Below are 19,024 nucleotides of genomic sequence, written 5' to 3' on the forward strand. Positions count from 1 at the left end.
CCTAGGCGAGACGGGTCAGCCAGCCGTGCTTGTCTTCGACAGTGCCCGTCTGGATGCCGAGCAGCTGTTCGCGGATCGCCATGGTGGTCTCCCCTGCCTTGGCGTCTTCGGAGCCGATGAATTCGGTCTCGTCCTTAAGGACGCCGATCGGGGTGATGACCGCGGCGGTACCGCACGCGAAGACCTCGGCGATCTCGCCGGAAGCGACGCCGTCGCGCCATTCGTCCAGGGTGACCGTGCGTTCGCGCACCTCACGGCCCATGTCCCGCGCCACCTGCATCACGGAGGAGCGGGTGACCCCTTCGAGGATGGTGCCGGACAGCGCCGGGGTGGCCAGTGAGCCGTCCTTCATGACGAAGAAGACGTTCATGCCGCCGAGCTCCTCGACGGCGTTGTCGTTGAACGGGTCCAGGAACAGGACCTGCTTGCAGCCGTGGGCTTCGGCCTCCTGCTGGGCAATCAGCGACGCCGCGTAGTTGCCGCCGCATTTCGCGGCGCCGGTGCCGCCGCGGCCGGCACGGGCGTATTCGCGCGAGATCCAGATCGAGATCGGCTTCAGCTCGCCGCCGAAGTAGTTGCCGGCCGGCGAGGCGATGACGCGGAAAGACACCTCCCGGGCGGCCCGGACGCCCAGGAACGCCTCGGTGGCGATCATGAAGGGACGCAGGTACAGGGCCTCGCCGTCGCCGGCGGGGACCCATTCGCGGTCCACGGACACCAGTTCGCGGATGGCGGTGAGGAAGTACTCCTCCGGAAGTTCAGGCAGGGCGAGCCGCCGGGCGGATTTGTTCAGGCGGGCCGCGTTGGCTTCGGGCCGGAACGTCCAGACGGAACCGTCGGCGTGCCGGTAGGCCTTGAGCCCTTCGAAGATCTCCTGGCCGTAATGGAGCACCGCGGCGGAGGGGTCCAGGGCAATGGGACCGTAGGGTTCAATCCGCGCATCGTGCCAGCCGCCCTTGCCCTCGCCGTCGACGCTGTAGTCGATGACGGCGGTGTGGTCGGTGAAGTAGTCACCGAATCCCGGGTTCGCCAGGATGTCAGCTCGCTCTTGGGCGGACTTGGGTGCATCCGAGAGCCGCTGGGTGAATTCGACGCCGTGGGCAGTCTGGGTCATGGTTCCTCCACAGTCGGCTGCCTGAGGTGGACGCGGAAACCGGCGGTCCATGGCAGCATGTTGGTGATTCGACACAAGCTTACGCCCGCGCCGCGTCCGCCGGGCTGGCGGATCCGGCAGCTAGAGAGCGGCCGCGATCGCGTCGCCGATGGCGGCGGTGCTGCGGACGCTGCCGTTCCGGCCTTCGACGTCGGCAGCTACAGCGGCTTCGATCTTCCGGGCGGCCGCGGCGTGGCCCAGGTGGTCCAGCAGCAGCGCTGCGGACAGAATCGCCGCGCTGGGGTCGGCCTTCTGCTGGCCGGCGATGTCCGGAGCGGAGCCGTGGACCGGTTCGAACATGGACGGCGCGGTGCGGTCCATGTTGATGTTGCCCGACGCGGCGAGGCCGATACCGCCGGTGACGGCGGCGGCAAGGTCAGTGAGGATGTCGCCGAAGAGGTTGTCGGTGACGATCACGTCAAAGCGGGCGGGGTCGGTCACCACGAAGATCGTTGCTGCGTCGACGTGCAGATAGTCGTGGCTGACCTCGGGGAACTCCTGGGCGACGGCCTCGACGGTCCGCTTCCAGAGGTGTCCGGCGTAGACCAGGACGTTGTGCTTGTGGACCAGGGTCAGCTTCTTGCGCGGGCGTTCATTCGCGCGGCGGAAGGCGTCACGGACCACGCGTTCGACGCCGTGGGCGGTGTTCAGCGACACCTCGGTGGCCACCTCGTGCGGTGTGCCGGCGCGCAGGTTGCCGCCATTGCCGACGTAGGGTCCTTCGGTACCCTCACGGACCACGATGAAGTCGATCTCGCCGGGGTTTGCGAGCGGGCTGCCGACGCCGGGGTAGAGTCGGGCGGGCCGCAGATTGACGTAGTGGTCCAGGCTGAAGCGGAGCTTGAGCAGCAGCTCACGTTCGATGATGCCGGAGGGGATGCGCGTATCGCCGGGCGCGGCCCCGACCGCGCCGAAGAGGATCGCGTCCCGGCCGCGGAGATCGGCGAGGGTGTGCTCGGGCAGGGTCTCCCCGGTCGCCAGCCAGTGCGCGGCGCCCAGCTCATAGTGCGTCTGCTGCAGCACGATGCCCTCGGCCGCGGCGGCCTTTTCGAGGACCTTCAGGGCTTCGGCGATGACCTCGGGACCAATGCCGTCGCCCGGGATTACGGCCAGGTCAATCGTGGATGCGCTCATGGTTTTTAGCCTAGCCAAAGCATCCGCATGCTGGGCAACATGTCTCAGCATGCGGACACCACGTTTCTAGGGTGCCGTGGCCGGCGATGCGACGACGGCTACGTTCTTGCCCCACAGGTCGCCCGTGTAGCAGGAAATCAGCACGAGCCTGTTCGGCACCACGGCCCAGATGGGGCTGTCTTTCAAGGTTGACTTCTCATAGGTGGTGACGGAATCGACGGTGTACTTTACCGTGCCGTTTTCCGTTTGGACCGTCAGTTCGTCACCGGGCGCGGCCCTGGTGCTGAGGTGGTTGAAGGGGGCATCAGCACCTTCCCAGCTGTGGCCCACGACGTACGTGGTATTGGTTGACCCCGTGCCGGGGATACCGAACGGCGCCAACCAGTAGCCGTCCATCGTCTCGGGAGGCACGATGCTGCGCGTGGCGGCTTCGCCCTGGCTTGGCTGCAGCGGGTGCACCACGACATCCATTCCCGCCGCCGGGTACACGATGCGCTGCGGTACCGCTGCAGCGGGGCCCTGCACGACCGGCGCTTTTGGAGGCAATTGCGTTGGCGTTGCCGTCCCGGGCGTTGCTGGCGTTGCCGTTGCGGCGGGTGCTGCTGGCGTTGCCGTTGGGGCGGGCGCCGGTACTGTCGCGGGGTCTGTGGCGCCACCTGCGCCAAAAGCCGCGTAGAAGAACCAAGCGACCAGGAGTCCCACGGTGCAGGCCAGCAGCAGGAGCTTGTCGCGCCGGGCCAGAAGCAGTCCCTGCCGGGTGGACACGACCGGCTGCCTGTCCCGACGGGAAGTTTCCACGGATGCTCCTAAGAAGGTCCTAGGTTGAGCAAGGTGCTGCGGGCCGGCCACCTTGGGCGGCCGGCCCGCAGCGATCTCTAGCTGTCAGCGTTTTTTGCCCTGCCCACGCCGTGCAGGAGCACTGCTGCGGCACCGACCGTAAAAAGCCCGGTCAGAAGAGACAACCACAGTGGAAGACCTGCACTTGCATTCCCAGCCGCCGCCGTCTGCACGTTGAAGCCGGCATTGACCGTCGGCGTCGGCGATGCGATGGCGGCGCCGACAGGCGGCGTCACCGGCTGCTCGACCGGCGGCGTCACCGGCTTCTCAACCGGCGGCGTCACAGGCTTCTCAACCGGCGGCGTCACAGGCTTCTCAACCGGCGGCTTTTCGGGACACCCACAGTCCCCCTTGTCGCCGTGGTCACCCTTGTCGCCGTGCTCGCCCTTGTCGCCGTGGTCACCGTAGTTGCCATGGTCGCCCTTGTCGCCGTGGTCGCCATGGTTACCCTGGTCGCCATGGTTACCCTTGTCGCCATGGTTGCCCTGGTCGCCGTGGTCACCCTTGTCGCCATGGTTGCCCTGGTCGCCGTAGTTACCGTGATCGCCCGGGCTGCCGTTCCCGCCGTTGCCCCACCCAGGCCCATGGTCCGGCTCGCCCCCGGTGCCCGGCTGCGTCACCGGAACCTCCGGAGTCTCGGGCTTATTCGAATTGTCCGGCTGCGTCACCGGAACGGTCGGAGTGTACGGCGAGGTAGCGGCAACTGAGCCGCCCTCGTGCACTTCAGCACCGCTGCTCGGCGGCGATGCGCTTGCTGTTCCTGCGGTTCCCAGCAGGGCGAGGCCTAAAATTCCCACCGTCGCGATAGTTCGTCTCATTTTGATCGCTCCATCGAGAGTCGTTTTCCGACCTGACGTAGCCGCGTGGAGTAACGGTCTTTAGGGCCCAAGCGCACTGCGCTAGCCGTAGGGAAGCGAAACGAGTGATGACAGTTACTCCCCAGCAGATTGGTCAGTCCGCTAACGGTGCCAGGCTAGCGCGGGTAACAGTCCTCGTCCCGAGTGGTGGCTGCCCGATTTCAGGAGCGAAAATACCCGTTCTTCAGGAGTGGCTACTTGGCCCGCGGTGCCGCGGGGCACGGTTAACGACCGCGCTCCCGCACCTGAGCGTTGGTGCGGGAGCGTTGGTGCGGGAGCGTCGGTGGTTAGGCGTCGGCGGGTTCTTCGTACTTCGGGAACACCGGTGCCGGAGCGGGCAGCGCCGTTCCGGCCTCGATCGGCGTGCCCAGGGCCGCAAAATCGCGGGCCTCCCCTGCCGGCTGGCCCAGGCTGTCGAGGATGGCGGACGCGGCTGTCGGCATCACCGGCTGGACCAGGATGGCGACCGTGCGGAGCACCTCCAGCGTGACGTAGAGAACCGTGTTCATCCGTTCGACGTCGGTCTTGCGCAGCACCCAGGGGGCCTGTTCCGCGAAGTAGGCGTTGGTGTCGCCCAGCACGGTCCAGATCGCTTCGAGCGCCCGGTTGAACTCCTGCTTCTCGAACGCGGCGCGGGCGATCTCCAGCAGGCCCTTGGCCTGGCCGAGCAGCGCGGCGTCCTCGGCGCTGAAGCCGGCCGGGGTCGGGACCTTGCCGTCGCAGTTCTTGGCCACCATGGACAGGGAGCGCTGGGCGAGGTTGCCGAAGTTGTTCGCCAGGTCCGAGTTCATCCGGCCCACGATCGCGTCGTGGCTGTAGTTGCCGTCCGCACCGAAGGGCACTTCGCGCAGCAGGAAGAACCGGACCTGGTCCAGGCCGTACTGGGCCACGAAGTCGGCGGGAGCCACCACGTTGCCGAGCGACTTGGACATCTTGACGCCGTTGTTCTGCAGGAAGCCGTGGATCATGACCCGTTTGGGCAGCTCCAGGCCGGCGCTCATCAGGAAGGCGGGCCAGTAAATGGCGTGGAAGCGCGAGATGTCCTTGCCGATGATGTGGACGTCCGCAGGCCAAAACTTCTTGAAGGACGCGGACTCCACGTCCGGGTAGCCGACGCCGGTCAGGTAGTTGGTCAGCGCATCCACCCAGACGTACATCACGTGCTGGTCGTTGCCGGGCACCGGCACGCCCCAATCGAAGCTGGTGCGGCTGATCGAGAGGTCCTCGAGCCCGCCCCGGACGAAGCTGATGACCTCGTTGAAGCGGTACTGCGGGGCACCGAATTCCGGATGTGCCTCGTACATCGCCAGCAGCTTGTCCTGGTAGGCGGAGAGCCTGAAGAAGTAGCTTTCCTCGGCGGTCCAGGTCACCTCGGTGTCCGTTTCGCGCGAGTAGCGGACGCCGTCGTCCTTCACCACGGTCTCGTCCTCGACGTAGTAGGCCTCGTCACGCACCGAATACCAGCCCTCGTACTTGGACAGGTAGATGTCGCCGTTGGCTTCCATCTTCTGCCAGATGGCCTGCGAGGCGGCGTAGTGGTCGGCGTCGGTGGTGCGGATGAACCGGTCATAGGAGATGCCCAGGGCCGCGTGGGTGGCCTTGTAGACCTCGGCGTTGCGGTCCACCAACTCCTTGGGCGTGATGCCCTCCTTCTCCGCCGTCTGCGCAACCTTCATGCCGTGTTCATCGGTGCCGGTCAGGAAGTAGACGTCGTAGCCGTCCAGCCGCTTGAACCGGGCCATCGCGTCGGTGGCGATGTACTCGTAGGCATGCCCGATGTGCGGCACGCCGTTGGGGTACGTGATGGCCGTGGTGATGTAGAACGGGGTTTTCGCTGAAGACGACACTCTTTGAATTTACCTTTTTCTGAAGCGGTGCAGGCCGGTGGAACGGGGAGGCTGCCCGGGAGCTAGATCAGCTCGGTCAGGGTATCGCTCTGGCGGACAAGTTCGTGGTCGTGCGAGGCGACCAGCACGGCGATGCCGTCCGACGTCGTGTCCTTGAGGATGCTGATGATCCGGTTGGCCGAGGTGCGGTCCAGGCTGGCGGTGGGCTCGTCCACCACCAGCACCCGGGTGCCGAGGATCAGCGCACGGGCGATGGCGACGCGCTGGCGTTCGCCGCCGGAGAGCTGGGCGGGACGGTGGCGCATCCGCCGGCCCAGGCCCACCAGGTCCAGCAGGTCCTTGGCCATGTCGCGGCGCTGTTCGACTTCGCCGTCGGGCACTGCCGGCAGCAGCACGTTTTCCAGCGCGCTCATTCCGTCGATCAGGGCACCGCCCTGGTCCACGTAGCCGATCAGCGCCCGACGGCGGTCCGCGATTTCGTCGTCGCCCATGGTTTCGAGCGAGTCGCCTTCCCAGAACACCCGGCCCGAGGTCGGCAGGGTGAGGCCGGCGCCGACCGTGAGGATGCTGGTCTTGCCGGAGCCGGAGCGGCCGGCCACGCAGTGCATTTCGCCGGCGTGCAGGGTCATGTTGAAGTCATCGACCACGTGCACGGCATCCGCACCGCCCTTGCCGCCGCCGTAGTGGATGGTGATGTTGCTCAGTTCCAGCGGCGTGGCGTGGTCCGTTGCCTTCACGATCGTGTTGGCGCGGGTCTTGTGGCCGGTTCCGGTGCTCTCCGGCATCCGGTTCCGGGCCGCCCTGGTCAGGTTCAGCTCGTTAGTCATTGGACCACTTTCGTTGCAATCGGAATCCAGCAAAGTACCGCGACGAGTCCGGCGAGCCCGGCCCAGAGTGCGGCGTAAGGGGCGAGGAGCAGGCCGATGCCGAGGGCGCCAAGGACGCCCAGCGGCAGTGCGATGGTCCCCACCATGGCATTTTCGAAGAAGCGGACCTGGCCCAGCATGTCCGGGTTCCAGCCCATGGCCCGCAGCGTGCCCAGGTATTCGCGTTTGGCGCCGAGTTCGAACCGGCCCGTGACCATGGTCAGGAGCAGGCCGACGGCGACCCCGGACAGGGCCAGGATCAGGCTCGGCAGTGCGATGCTGGCGGCGGCCAGGCCGCTGAGGGCGCTGGCGCCGGCAGCGCGCGGGATGTCGATCAGCAGCGCGGCCAGGCCGCCGACGGCCGCGCCGAAGACGCCAACCGCCACGGCCAGGGAGCCGGTGTTGAACTTGTTGGTGCTCAGCTGCCGGCTGGCGAACGTCAGCGGCGAGTCGACCGGGATGAGCCGCTCGTCGTGCTGCGGTTCCTGGTCGATGATTTCGCGGTGGCGCAACTGCTGGGCCGCGAAGTACGCAGCACCGCAGTACAGGACCAGCACGGCGGCGGACACGATCGCGGTGGCGGGGTTCCAGCTGAGCAGGCTCAGCGCCAGCCCGGCCACGGCCAGCAGGCCGGCCCCGACGCCGAACTCGGCCAGCACCCAGGAGCGGATCTTCCGCTGCGTCCAGCCCATGGCCCGCAGCGTGCCGGCCTCGCGGCGGCGCTTGCGGACGTAGCTGACGGTGGCGGCGCCGGTGAGCAGCGCCGCACCGCACAGGGTGAGGAACAGCAGGGTCAGGTTGGTGCCGGTCAGCGAGCCGGACACCGCGTCGGCGGCGTTCTGCCGGACCCACGACTGCTGCACGGTCCCCAGCGGCGATTCCTTGCCGGCGTCGTCCTTGGAGTAGCCGGGCACAAAGATGCTGGCGTCCTCGCGGGCGGAACCGGCCACGACGGTGGCTTCCAAGCCCATGTCGCGGATCTCGTTGGCCAGCTTCTCGACCTCCGGCTGCGCCTGCTTCCAGCTGCCGGGAACGTTGGCGCGGACGCGCACGGCGTCAATGACGGAAGCGTTGGTCTCGTAGCCGCGGGCGGCGGCCAGGCCGTAGTAGTCGGTGATCGCGCCGGCCGACTGGCTGACCAGGCCGGTGCCGCTAAGGCCGGGCTTGAGCACGGTCTGCTCGACGTCCTTGCCGGCGGCGTCCTTGGTCAGGGTGAACGGGGTGGGATCGTAGCCGCCCAGCGGGAGGCGGTTGACGTCGCCGGCCGCCTCCTCGACCTTGGCCGGGTCGAAGGTGCCGTACACCATGGCCAGCGGGGTGGCTGGTTTCTTGCCGGTCGCGAGGTTCTCCCGGTAGGCGCGCTCATCCACCGGAGTGCGTTGGGTCTGGTCGACGGGGGCACCGTTGACGCCCTTCTCCGGCAGCCGGTTGACGGTGACCCAGTCGCCGGGCAGCGCCGACTTGTCGACGGCGCCGTTGCCCGCGGACTTACCGTCCGCGTACTTGGGCGCGGCGGCAAAGTCGGTGCTCCAGGTCGCGGGGTTGTACAGACCCTGGCCGAAACTGCCGGTGTCCCCCATCAGGGAAGTGAAGTCTTTGGACCCGGGCCAGGCGAGGGCGAACGGCGACTTGGAAACGAACGGCAGGTAATCCTTGTCTAGTGAGCGTGAGACGGTGCCGACGTCCTTGGTGACGTTGCCGGCGTCGTCGATTTCCTCGATCTTGACCGAGTACTTCAGGTCCAGGGAGGTGCCCGAGCGGACGATCAGCGGGATCGCCTGCGAGTCGGCGGTCAGCTGGCCGGCCCGCTTGGCCTGCTGGTACTGGGTCATCAGCGGCGCCCAGTACTTAAGCTTGACGCCGAGGAAGTCGGGGCCTTCCTTGAGCTGGTCCATGCTGATGCCGCTGGTGAAGAGGCTTTCGAAGTGTTTGCCGACCGCGTTGGCGTTGCGGGCGTCGGCCGGGGGTGCTTTCTCCAGCGGAGCCAGGAAGTCGCCCGCACCGCCGAGCAGCGCGCGTTCCGAGACGGGGTCGACGGCGACCACGGACTCGGTGACCTGGGGCGCGGTGGGCAGCGAGACGGAGAGGTTGAACAGGTTGTGCTCGGACCCGCCGGCGGGGGCCGGGAACTTGATGCCGGTTTCCCCGGCCGGTCCGGCGATCCGGACGTTCTTGCCGCCGGCCACCTGCTCCTCGACGAGTTTGGCCTTGCCGAGGGAGCCTTCGGCGGTGGTCTTGAAGAGGGTTTGCTCGGAGGCGCCGTCGGAGCTCACGGCGCTGGCCGTCAGGCGGTATTTCTTGGCGGTGTCGCTGAGGACGGATTCGGCGGCGGGCCACTTGGACGGATTCGTCGCGGTCGGGTCCCCTGCGGTGCCGGCCAGGCCGGCGTTGTAGCCGAGGTAGTCGGTGGCGTCCAGCCGCGGGGCTTCGAGGTTCTGCGAGACCCGGGAGACCAGGCTGATCGGCGCCGCCACGGAGGTGCCGGCGAGCTTGCGGATGGCGTCGAGCTGTTCGAAGCTGATGCCGCCCTGGCCCGAGGCGATTTCGGGCTGCATCAGGACGCCGTTGCCGTCGGCCTTGGCCTGCACCAGGACGTCGTAGAGCCCGCGGGAGTTCTGGTCCACGGTCCGGTTCAGCGCTGCCTGCGAGCGGCCCTGGACCAGGACAGACAGGCACATGGCGACGATCAAGATGGACGCGGTCACCAAAAGCACTCTGCTTCTGATGAACCTCTGGACGGCGTTCATTAGGCTCCTGAAAGCTGGATTGCGTGCGCACACCGCTATTCAGTCCACGCGGAAAGAAAGGCGTCCCCGGCCGGGCGTGCAAAATTAAAGGCCGGTCTGCCGGCCAGCTCCGATAATTCGGACCTAGTCATTGTACCCAGACCGGCCGCGCGTTGGTGGCCGCCCGCGGCGTGGTGCCGCCGCGGGCGCGCCCACGGGACCTCAGTCCGCCAGGTCGACCTCGCGGACCATGTCGGCCCCGATTCCGGCCTTGATCGCGTCCAGCACCTGCTGCGGGACGGAGCTGTCAACGGTGAGGAGGGCCAGGACCTCGCCGCTCTCGGTCTGCCGCGCCACCTGCATGCCGCCGATGTTGATGTTGTTCATACCCAGGATGTGGCCGATCGTGCCGATCACGCCGGGCCGGTCGGAATAGGAGACCACCACGAGGTGCTCGCTGATCGGGATTTCCAATTCGAAGCCGTTGATGCCCACGAGTTTCTGGACCTGCTTGGGCCCGGTCAGCGTGCCCGCCACGGAAATCTGGGCCCCGTCGCTCAGTGCCCCGCGCAGCGTCAGGACATTGCGGTAGGACTCGGTGTCCGGGGTGGTGATCAGGCGGACGTTGATGCCGCGCTGTTCGGCGATCACCGGCGCGTTGACGTAGGAGACCTGCTCGGTCACGACGTCGGCGAAGACGCCCTTGAGCGCGGCCAGTTCCAGGACCTTGACGTCCAGCGAGGAGATTTCGCCAGCGACTTCGACGTCGAACTGGGTGAGCGAGGCGTGGGTCATGGCGGTGAAGATCCGGCCCAGCTTCTCGACCAGCGCGATGCCGGGGCGCACGTCCGGGGCGATCACGCCGCCGGCGACGTTCACGGCGTCGGGCACCAGTTCGCCGGCGAGGGCCTGCCGGACGGACTTCGCGACAGAGACGCCGGCCTTTTCCTGCGCCTCGTCCGTGGAGGCACCCAGGTGCGGAGTCACCACGACGTTGTCGAGTTTGAAGAACGGCAGGTCGGTGCTGGGTTCCTTGACGAAGACGTCGACGCCGGCACCGGCGATCTCGCCGGCCTCGAGGGCGGCGTAGAGGGCTTCCTCATCGACCAGTCCGCCGCGGGCAACGTTGACGACGTAGGCGGTGCTCTTCATCTTTTTGAACGCGTCGGCGCCGAGCATGCCGACCGTCTCGGGCGTCTTGGGCATGTGGATGGTAATGAAATCCGCCTGGGCCAGGAGCTCGTCGAGGGTCACCAGCTGCACGCCGAGCTGCGCGGCGCGGGCGGACGTGACGTAGGGGTCATAAGCCAGGATCTTGGTGTCGAAGCCCTTCAGCCGGGCCGCGACGAGGGCGCCGATCCGGCCCAGGCCGATGATGCCGATCTTCTTTTCGAACAGCTCGGTGCCGGTGTACTTGGAGCGCTTCCATTCGCCGTCCTTGAGCGCGGCGGAGGCCTGCGGGATGTGCCGGGCGAGGCTGAGGATATGGCCGACGGTCAGTTCCGCGGCGGAGACGATGTTCGACGTCGGGGCGTTGACCACCATGACACCGGCCCGCGTGGCTGCCTTGATGTCCACGTTGTCCAGTCCCACACCGGCGCGGGCGATCACCTTGAGGTTCTTCGCGGCTGCGATCGCCTCGGCGTCCACCTGGGTGGCGGAGCGGATCAGGATCGCGTCGACGTCGGCGATCGCGGAGAGCAGCAGGGAACGGTCGGCACCGTCGGTCTGGCGGATTTCAAAGTCCGGGCCAAGGGCCTCGACTGTGGCGGGCGAAAGTTCCTCAGCGAGGAGTACGACAGGTTTGGTGCTTGTCACCGGTGACCTCTTTAGCTCTCTTGTTCAGGTGGGGATTTTGGTGAAACGTGCGTGGGAATTTTGGTGAAACCAGCGTTGCCGCGAAAAGCCGGGCTCCCCCTATACCGAAGGAACCCGGCTTCGTCGCCGAACAGGACGCGGAGCGCGCCGGTGCCTTAGCGGGCTACGGAGCCTTCGGTGTAGTCGTCCTCGTTCTGGATCCAGGAGAAGAGCTTGCGCAGCTCGCGGCCGGTGGCCTCGATCGGGTGGTCCTCGCCCTTCTTGCGCAGGGCCTTGAACTCGGGAGCGCCGGCGTCCTGGTCGTCGATGAAGCGCTTGGCGAAGGTGCCGTCCTGGATGTCTTTGAGGACGGCCTTCATGTTTTCCTTCACCTCGGGGGTGATGACGCGCGGGCCGGAGACGTAGTCGCCGTATTCCGCGGTGTCAGAAACACTCCAGCGCTGCTTGGCGATGCCGCCTTCGACCATCAGGTCGACGATCAGCTTGAGCTCGTGCAGCACCTCGAAGTAGGCCACCTCGGGCTTGTAGCCGGCCTCGGTGAGGGTCTCGAAGCCGTACATGATCAGCTGCGAGGCGCCGCCGCACAGCACGGCCTGCTCGCCGAAGAGGTCGGTTTCGGTCTCTTCGGTGAAGGTGGTCTCGATGACGCCGGCACGGGTGCCGCCGATCGCCTTGGCGTAGGACAGGGCCAGTTCCTTGGCCTTGCCGGAGGGGTTCTGCTCGACGGCGATCAGGTCCGGCACGCCGCGGCCGGCCTCGAACTCGCGGCGCACGATGTGGCCCGGCCCCTTGGGGGCGACGAGCGCGACGTCGACGTCGGCCGGCGGCTGGATGTAGCCGTAGCGGATGTTGAAGCCGTGGCCGAAGAACAGGGCGTCGCCGGCCTGCAGGTTCGGGGCGATGTCCTCGGCGTAGACGTGGCGCTGGACCTGGTCCGGGGTCAGGACCATGATCAGGTCGGCCTCGGCGACGGCATCCGCGACGTTGAGCACCCGAAGGCCCTCGGCCTCGGCCTTGGCGCGGGACTTGGAGCCTTCCTTCAGGCCGACGCGGACGTCGACGCCGGAGTCGCGCAGGCTGAGGGCGTGGGCGTGGCCCTGGGAGCCGTAACCGATAACGGCGACGGTGCGGCCCTGGATGATCGACAGGTCGGCGTCGTCGTCGTAAAACATTTCAGTCACTGGGGTGTCTCCTTATGAATGGATTTCGATGGTGTGTTGTCTGGGGAAAATGTGGGTGGGGTGGACCGATTAGGCCGAGCGGAGCGCCCGGTCGCTCATGGAGCGCGACCCGCGGCCGACGGCCAGGGTGCCGGACTGCACGATTTCACGCACTCCGAAGGGCTCAAGCACCGAAAGCAGCGCGCTGAGCTTGTCGGGGTGGCCGGTGGCCTCAATGACGACCGACTCTGTGGAGACGTCGACCACCGAGGCGCGGAACAGGTCCGCCGCTTGGGTTACCTGCAGCCGGGTTGCGGCGTCCGCCCGTACCTTGACCAGGATGTGGTCGCGCTGTACGGAAGATTCGGGGGTGAGCTCAACGATCTTGATCACGTTCACCAGCTTGTTCAGCTGCTTGGTGACCTGTTCGATCAGCTCGCCGTCGGCGTCGACGACGACGGTCATCCGGGAGATGCCGGTTACCTCGGTCGGGCCCACGGCCAGGGAGTTGATGTTGAAGGCGCGCCGGGCGAAGAGGCTGGCGACGCGGGTCAGCACACCGGGTTTGTCTTCAACCAGAACGGAAAGCGTGTGGCGGGTCATGTTCAGTCCTCTTCTTCCCATTCCGGGGTCAGGTTGCGGGCAACCTGGATCTGGTCGTTACTGACTCCGGCGGGGACCATCGGCCACACCATGGAGTTGGGGCTGACGACGAAGTCGATGACCACCGGGCGGTCGTTGATGGCCAGCGCCTGCTCGATGGTGGCGTCGATGTCCTCGTCGCGTTCGCAGCGGAACGCGGCGCAGCCGTACGCGTCGGCAAGCTTGACGAAGTCCGGGATCCGGACCGTGTCGTGGCCGGTGTTCAGGTCGGTGTTGGAGTAGCGGCCCTCGTAGAACAGGGTCTGCCACTGCCGCACCATGCCCAGGGACGAGTTGTTGATGATGGCGACCTTGATCGGGATCTTGTTGATCGCGCAGGTGGCCAGTTCCTGGTTGGTCATCTGGAAGCAGCCGTCGCCGTCGATCGCCCAGACCACCCGGTCCGGCTCCCCCACCTTGGCGCCCATCGCGGCCGGCACGGCGTAGCCCATGGTGCCGGCGCCGCCGGAGTTCAGCCAGGCGTGCGGGCGCTCGTACTTGATGAACTGGGAGGCCCACATCTGGTGCTGGCCGACGCCCGCGACGTAGACGCCCTCGGGACCGGTGAGCGCACCGATCCGTTCGATCACGCGCTGCGGTGCGCTGAGGCCGTCCTCGGGCTCGGTCCAGCCCAGCGGGTAGGTCTCCTTGAGGTTGTTCAGGAAGGCCCACCAGTTGCTGAGGTCCGGGGTGCCGGAGGACTCGAACGCCTGGCGCACGGCCTCACTGAGTTCGGGGATGATCTCCTTGACCGAGCCCACGATCGGCACGTCCGCCGTGCGGTTCTTGGAGATTTCGGCCGGATCGATGTCCGCGTGGATGACCTTGGCGTTCGGGGCGAAGGACCGCAGGATGCCGGTGACCCGGTCGTCGAAGCGCGCGCCGAGGGTGATCAGCAGGTCGGACTGTTGCAGCGCGGTCACCGCGGACACCGTGCCGTGCATGCCGGGCATCCCGACATGCTGGGGGTGCGAGTCCGGGAAGACACCGCGGGCCATCAGGGTGGTGACCACGGGCGCGCCGGTCAGTTCGGCCAGTTCGCGCAGTTCAGCGGACGCGTGGGCCTTGACCGTGCCGCCGCCGACGTACAGGACCGGCTTCTGGGCGGCAGCGATCAGCCGGGCCGCCTCACGGACCTGCTTGTTGTGGCCGCGGACCACCGGGCGGTACCCCGGCAGGTCCACTTTGGGCGGCCACGAGAACGTCATCTGGCCCTGCTGGGCGTCCTTGGCCACGTCCACGAGGACCGGTCCGGGACGGCCGGTGGAGGCGAGGTGGAACGCCTCCGCCATGACGTGCGGGATGTCGTTGGGGTCGGTGACCAGGAACGAGTGCTTGGTGATCGGCATGGTGATGCCGACGATGTCCGCCTCCTGGAAGGCATCGGTGCCGATGACTCCGCTGGAGACCTGGCCGGTGATGGCGACCATCGGCACGGAGTCCATGTGGGCATCCATGATGGCGGTAACGAGGTTGGTGGCACCCGGGCCCGAGGTGGCGATGCAGACGCCAACCCGTCCGGTGACCATGGCATAGCCTTGCGCGGCGTGGCCGGCTCCCTGTTCGTGACGGACCAAAACGTGGTTCATTGTGGAAGCCATCAAGGGGTCATAGGTGGGCAGGATTGCGCCACCGGGCAAACCGAAGATGTCCTGGACGCCGAGTTCTTCGAGCGCACGGACAATTGCTTGCGAGCCGGTCATCAGCGTCGGGGGTACGACGTTGTTCGGCCCAAGGACGGGAGAGGCAGCAGCATGCTCGACGCCGGCGTCGGCCGGACGTTCGATGCGTTCCGGAGCCTTGTGGGCGCCAGCGGACTTCGTGGCCATCAGCGAGGGGCTGATCGGCGATCCTTTGCTCATCGGACTCTTCCTTTGGTGGATCTTCAGTGATCGTGGAACTGCGGGTAATAAAAAAACCCCTCAGCCCTGGAGGGCTCTTCGAGGGGTTGCGCGTGACGGTTCGTTACCAGTGGAGGCTCTGGAGCCACGCGCTAGCTAAGGACGACGGATACACCAAGAGCGGCGCCGACGGTAACGAATGCAGTCATGCGTTCAGTTTTCCCTCTGCGTGAGACAGTGTCAACGAGCCCGCGCCCTGTCTCACTATTTGGACGCCATTGTCCACCTGCTGAACGTTCTTCTCCCCTCCGCGACCCGACCGCGATAGGCGAAAGGCTTAATAAGGGGGATTCCGAGGGCCCCTGGGGTTCCGGCGCCCAGCGCCGGAACCCCAGGGTAGGAATCACCCGCAGTAGGCGCCGGTGGAGGCGCTGTGCACGAGCTTGGCGTACTTGGCCAGGACACCCTTGGTGTACCGGGCGGGCAGCGGCTCCCAGCCGACCTTGCGCTCCTCCAGCTCCGCGGGCTCAACCAGCAGGTCGAACGTGCGGGCGGCGATGTCCACCCGGATCCGGTCGCCGTTCCTGACGAAGGCGATCGGGCCGCCGTCGACCGCTTCGGGCGCAACGTGCCCGATGCACAGGCCCGTGGTGCCGCCGGAGAAGCGCCCGTCGGTAAGGAGCAGGACGTCCTTGCCGAGGCCTGCGCCCTTGATGGCGCCGGTGATGGCCAGCATTTCGCGCATGCCGGGACCGCCCTTGGGGCCTTCGTAGCGGATCACGACGACGTCGCCGGCCTTGATCTCGCCCTTGCCCAGCGCGTCGAGGGCGCCCTGTTCGCGTTCAAAGACGCGCGCGGTTCCCTCGAAGACGTCGGCGTCGAAGCCGGCGCTCTTGACCACAGCGCCTTCGGGCGCCATCGAGCCGTGCAGGATGGTGATGCCGCCGGTCTTGTGGATCGGGTTGTCCATGGCGCGGAGCACCTTGCCGTCCGGGTCCGGCGGGTTGATCGAAGCCAGGTTCTCGGCCACCGTTTTGCCGGTGACGGTGAGGCAGTCGCCGTGGATCAGGCCGGCGTCGAGCAGCGCCTTCATGATCACCGGAACACCGCCGATCTTGTCGACGTCGTACATCACGTAACGGCCAAACGGCTTCAGGTCGCCCAGGTGCGGGATCTTGTCGCCGATCCGGTTGAAGTCATCGAGGGTCAGCTCGACCTCGGCTTCACGGGCGATGGCCAGCAGGTGCAGCACCGCGTTGGTGGAACCGCCGAACGCCATGGTCACGGCGATCGCGTTCTCGAACGCCTTCTTGGTCATGATGTCGCGGGCGGTGATGCCGAGGCGCAGCAGGTTGACGACAGCTTCGCCGGACTTGTGGGCGAACACGTCGCGGCGGCGGTCGGCCGAGGGCGGGGCAGCGGAACCCGGCAGGGACATGCCGAGGGCTTCGCCGATGCACGCCATGGTGTTGGCGGTGTACATGCCGCCGCAGGCACCTTCACCCGGGCAGATGGCCTTTTCGATGCGGGTCAGGTCTTCCATGCTCATTTTGCCCGCAGCGCAGGCACCCACGGCCTCGAAGGCGTCGATGAGGGTGACTTCCTTTTCGGAGCCGTCCTCCAGCTTGACCCAGCCCGGCATGATGGAGCCCGCGTAGAGGAAGACGCTGGAGAGGTCCAGCCGGGCTGCTGCCATCAGCATGCCCGGCAGCGACTTGTCGCAACCGGCCAGCAGCACGGAGCCGTCGATCCGCTCGGCCTGCATCACGGTTTCCACCGAGTCGGCAATGACCTCGCGCGAGACCAGGGAGAAGTGCATGCCCTCGTGGCCCATCGAGATGCCGTCGGAAACCGAGATGGTGCCGAACTGCATCGGGAACCCGCCGCCGGCGAAGACGCCTTCCTTGGCGCCCTGGGCCAGACGGTTCAGGGAGAGGTTGCAGGGGGTGATCTCGTTCCACGAGCTGGCCACGCCGACCTGGGGCTTGGCGAAGTCGTCGTCGCCCATGCCGACCGCCCGGAACATGCCGCGCGCGGGCGCCGCCTGAATTCCGTCGGTGACAACCCGGCTGCGTGGTTTGATGTCCGGTTTGGTGTCTGTCGCTATCTGGGTGTCCTGACTCATGGCTCAAAGTCTAGGTCCCCGTCGGCGGCCGCCACGAGCCGGGCAGGCTCATTAAGCCTAAATGAGGGAATATTTCGCCCGAATGCTGGACAGCCGTCTCAATTTTTGGACAGCACGGCCCGGGGAGGGGGCACTCTCCGCGGCTGGCGGGCGTCTCCCGTCAGCCGGCATGAGCCGCATCGCGCACTTCGGGTGCATTGGCCACCGCCCGCGCCTCCGCCTGGAGCATGCCAAGCACCTGCCGGATGGTGGTGCGTTCGGCGGCTTCGGGCCGGGCCAGCGCAACGACGCTCCGGCTGGCCTTGACGCCCCGCAGCGGGCGCAAAACGAACCCGCTTCCCTGGTTCTTCAAGGCCGTGTAGCGGGGCAGCAGGCTAATGCCATGGCCGGCGCTGACCAGCGCCTCCAGGACGCGAAGGTCGGGAAACAGTTGTGCGCGCCAGGCCGGCGAGCCGGTCTGGCTTTCGAGCTGGCGGAGTACGGCGTCGAAGGGGAAGCCGTCCGGCACCCCCATCCAGGGAAACCCCACCAGGTCCGCGGCGCTGAGCGACTCCTTCTCGGCAAGGGCGTGGGCCGCCGGCACGGCCACGTCCAGCGGCTCGTCCAGGAGGGGGATCACCTGCAGGCCCTGGCGGGAGAACACCTCGGGTCCATCGACGCTGTGCGCCAGGACTATGTCGTAATCTGCCGCCAGCGCGGCGAAGCCGGCCACGCCGGGGTCCTCGAAGTGCGCTTCGAACCGCAATCCGTCGATTTCCTTGACCCGGTGCAACAGCCCGGGCAGGAACATTTCGGCCGCGCTGGGAAAGAATGCCGCCTTGATCCTGGTCTGCCAGCCGAGCCGGTAAGTATCGATGGTCGCCTCGGCGCGCGCCATGGCAGTGGACACCTCGGCGGCAGCGCCGGCCATTGCCTGGCCGGCCTCGGTCAGCCGGACTCCCCTGCCGGACTTTTCGATCAGGACCACGCCGAGTTCTTCCTGGAGGGTCTTGAGCTGCTGCGAAACCGCCGACGGCGTCACCTGCAGTGCCGTCGCAGTGGCCCCCACCGTGCCCCGGTCAGCCAGCTCACGGAGAATCCGCAACCTCTTGAAGTCCATGAGGCGAGGCTACACGGCAGCCTGTCCCGGCTCTGGACAGCGCTGTTGAGCCGGACGTAACGTCAAGCAGCGGCAACCCTGCCGTCTGACCTTAAGGACTCGGTATGGATTGGCTTATCTGGCTTATCGTCATTGTGGTGATTGTCGCCGTCGTGTGGTGGCTGCTGAGCCGTAATAACTCCCGCGCCGGCGCGGGAACCTCAGCCAGTGGAACCTCCGCCACCGGAACGTCGGCCAGCGGGGCTACAGCCACCGGGACGGGAACAGCGCCGCAGGCTTCCGTTGCCCCGGAAAAGTCCGACGGCGTGCTGCCTGCCGAGCCGACTGCGGCCGCCGCCACCGGCGAGCCCTCCGGCGGCGAATGGGAAACCCAGTGGTCTGAGTCGGCGTCGGCCGCCGAGCATGCCCCGACCCGCCGCGAGGGAACGCGCGGGGCGCACGCTGCGCCGGGCGCCACCGAGGCCACTCCCGGCGGGGGCACCCCCGGCGCGGGCACCGCGCAGCCCGCGGCCGAACACGCGCCCCAGCACCATCCCGAGTACACGGAGGCGCACGCCCCCACCCTGCCTGGCGCCGAGTCAGCCGCCGCGGACGCAGCGGAAGCGGAGACCCTGCAGGCCGCGGCGTCGTCCGCTGCTACCGAGGGCGCCGCGAGCCACACCGCCGCCCCGACCGGCCACCTGGCCATGGAGCAGCCGTATGGTGAGGGATCCGCCGCGCCGGCCGCCGATGGCAGTGGCCCGGACGGATTTACCGTCAAGGGTGATGCCTCGTCAATGACCTACTACGAGGACACGAGTACCGCCTTCGCACAGACCCGGGCCGAAGTGTGGTTCCTGTCCGCAGCGCACGCCGAGGCGGCAGGCTTCCGGCCCCCGCGCCGATCCCGGCAGTAGCCGTGACCCGGCGGCAGCCCCTG

The 19,024-nt window shown here is 67.3% G+C and carries 14 protein-coding genes; 1 reads left to right on the forward strand and 13 read right to left on the reverse strand.

Annotated elements, in window-relative coordinates; translation table 11 throughout:
• Position 1: 1 nt before the first annotated feature.
• The 13 genes from AC3ANP_RS16395 to AC3ANP_RS16455 all read right to left on the reverse strand — a co-directional run bounded on the left by AC3ANP_RS16395 (position 2) and on the right by AC3ANP_RS16455 (position 18,105).
• Positions 2 to 1,114, reverse strand: coding sequence for a branched-chain amino acid aminotransferase (locus tag AC3ANP_RS16395; protein ID WP_488331180.1), 1,113 nt, complete (start codon positions 1,112 to 1,114; stop codon positions 2 to 4).
• Positions 1,115 to 1,234: 120 nt separating this feature from the next.
• Positions 1,235 to 2,287 carry a 3-isopropylmalate dehydrogenase gene (locus AC3ANP_RS16400; RefSeq protein WP_488331181.1) on the reverse strand — a complete coding sequence of 351 codons (1,053 nt, stop codon included), beginning with the start codon at positions 2,285 to 2,287 and terminating at the stop codon, positions 1,235 to 1,237.
• A 66-nt stretch (positions 2,288 to 2,353) separates the two neighbouring features.
• Positions 2,354 to 3,085, reverse strand: coding sequence for a class F sortase (locus AC3ANP_RS16405; RefSeq protein WP_488331182.1), 732 nt, complete (start codon positions 3,083 to 3,085; stop codon positions 2,354 to 2,356).
• 77 nt (positions 3,086 to 3,162) lie between these two features.
• Complete coding sequence (locus tag AC3ANP_RS16410; protein WP_488331183.1) at positions 3,163 to 3,792, reverse strand: hypothetical protein; 630 nt, start codon at positions 3,790 to 3,792, stop codon at positions 3,163 to 3,165.
• 476 nt (positions 3,793 to 4,268) lie between these two features.
• Entirely contained in the window at positions 4,269 to 5,828 is a 1,560-nt protein-coding gene (gene metG, locus AC3ANP_RS16415) for a methionine--tRNA ligase (RefSeq protein ID WP_488331184.1), read from the reverse strand.
• 62 nt (positions 5,829 to 5,890) lie between these two features.
• Positions 5,891 to 6,655 carry an ABC transporter ATP-binding protein gene (locus tag AC3ANP_RS16420; protein WP_488331185.1) on the reverse strand — a complete coding sequence of 255 codons (765 nt, stop codon included), beginning with the start codon at positions 6,653 to 6,655 and terminating at the stop codon, positions 5,891 to 5,893.
• On the reverse strand, positions 6,652 to 9,441 hold the full coding sequence (locus AC3ANP_RS16425) for an FtsX-like permease family protein (RefSeq protein ID WP_488331186.1): 2,790 nt from the start codon (positions 9,439 to 9,441) through the stop codon (positions 6,652 to 6,654). The genes AC3ANP_RS16420 and AC3ANP_RS16425 overlap by 4 nt, the downstream gene beginning before the upstream one ends.
• Before the next feature lie 201 nt (positions 9,442 to 9,642).
• A complete protein-coding gene (serA, locus tag AC3ANP_RS16430; RefSeq protein ID WP_488331187.1) occupies positions 9,643 to 11,238 on the reverse strand; it encodes a phosphoglycerate dehydrogenase in 1,596 nt (531 codons plus the stop codon).
• Between the two features lie 155 nt (positions 11,239 to 11,393).
• The gene (ilvC, locus tag AC3ANP_RS16435; protein WP_488331188.1) at positions 11,394 to 12,419 is read right to left on the reverse strand and encodes a ketol-acid reductoisomerase; all 1,026 of its coding nucleotides are present in this window, start codon (positions 12,417 to 12,419) and stop codon (positions 11,394 to 11,396) included.
• A gap of 69 nt (positions 12,420 to 12,488) precedes the next feature.
• On the reverse strand, positions 12,489 to 13,001 hold the full coding sequence (gene ilvN / locus AC3ANP_RS16440) for an acetolactate synthase small subunit (protein ID WP_488331189.1): 513 nt from the start codon (positions 12,999 to 13,001) through the stop codon (positions 12,489 to 12,491).
• A gap of 2 nt (positions 13,002 to 13,003) precedes the next feature.
• Entirely contained in the window at positions 13,004 to 14,902 is a 1,899-nt protein-coding gene (locus AC3ANP_RS16445; protein WP_488331190.1) for an acetolactate synthase large subunit, read from the reverse strand.
• Positions 14,903 to 15,284: 382 nt separating this feature from the next.
• A complete protein-coding gene (gene ilvD, locus AC3ANP_RS16450) occupies positions 15,285 to 17,006 on the reverse strand; it encodes a dihydroxy-acid dehydratase (RefSeq protein ID WP_488331191.1) in 1,722 nt (573 codons plus the stop codon).
• Positions 17,007 to 17,166: 160 nt separating this feature from the next.
• Positions 17,167 to 18,105, reverse strand: coding sequence for a LysR family transcriptional regulator (locus AC3ANP_RS16455; protein ID WP_488331192.1), 939 nt, complete (start codon positions 18,103 to 18,105; stop codon positions 17,167 to 17,169).
• A gap of 104 nt (positions 18,106 to 18,209) precedes the next feature.
• Between AC3ANP_RS16455 and AC3ANP_RS16460 the strand changes: the two genes are divergently transcribed.
• Positions 18,210 to 19,001, forward strand: coding sequence for a sunset domain-containing protein (locus AC3ANP_RS16460; protein ID WP_488331193.1), 792 nt, complete (start codon positions 18,210 to 18,212; stop codon positions 18,999 to 19,001).
• Positions 19,002 to 19,024 lie beyond the last annotated feature (23 nt).

This window comes from Arthrobacter sp. JB02-1C, assembly GCF_057748045.1.

What these genes read in the sequence shown, in the direction of transcription:
- AC3ANP_RS16445 (WP_488331190.1), bottom strand. Translation starts at nt 14,902, where the DNA reads ATGAGCAAAGGATCGCCGATCAGCCCCTCGCTGATGGCCACGAAGTCC.
- AC3ANP_RS16420 (WP_488331185.1), bottom strand. Translation starts at nt 6,655, where the DNA reads ATGACTAACGAGCTGAACCTGACCAGGGCGGCCCGGAACCGGATGCCG.
- ilvD (WP_488331191.1), bottom strand. Translation starts at nt 17,006, where the DNA reads ATGAGTCAGGACACCCAGATAGCGACAGACACCAAACCGGACATCAAA.
- AC3ANP_RS16400 (WP_488331181.1), bottom strand. Translation starts at nt 2,287, where the DNA reads ATGAGCGCATCCACGATTGACCTGGCCGTAATCCCGGGCGACGGCATT.
- AC3ANP_RS16460 (WP_488331193.1), top strand. Translation starts at nt 18,210, where the DNA reads ATGGATTGGCTTATCTGGCTTATCGTCATTGTGGTGATTGTCGCCGTC.
- ilvN (WP_488331189.1), bottom strand. Translation starts at nt 13,001, where the DNA reads ATGACCCGCCACACGCTTTCCGTTCTGGTTGAAGACAAACCCGGTGTG.
- AC3ANP_RS16395 (WP_488331180.1), bottom strand. Translation starts at nt 1,114, where the DNA reads ATGACCCAGACTGCCCACGGCGTCGAATTCACCCAGCGGCTCTCGGAT.
- AC3ANP_RS16425 (WP_488331186.1), bottom strand. Translation starts at nt 9,441, where the DNA reads ATGAACGCCGTCCAGAGGTTCATCAGAAGCAGAGTGCTTTTGGTGACC.
- AC3ANP_RS16455 (WP_488331192.1), bottom strand. Translation starts at nt 18,105, where the DNA reads ATGGACTTCAAGAGGTTGCGGATTCTCCGTGAGCTGGCTGACCGGGGC.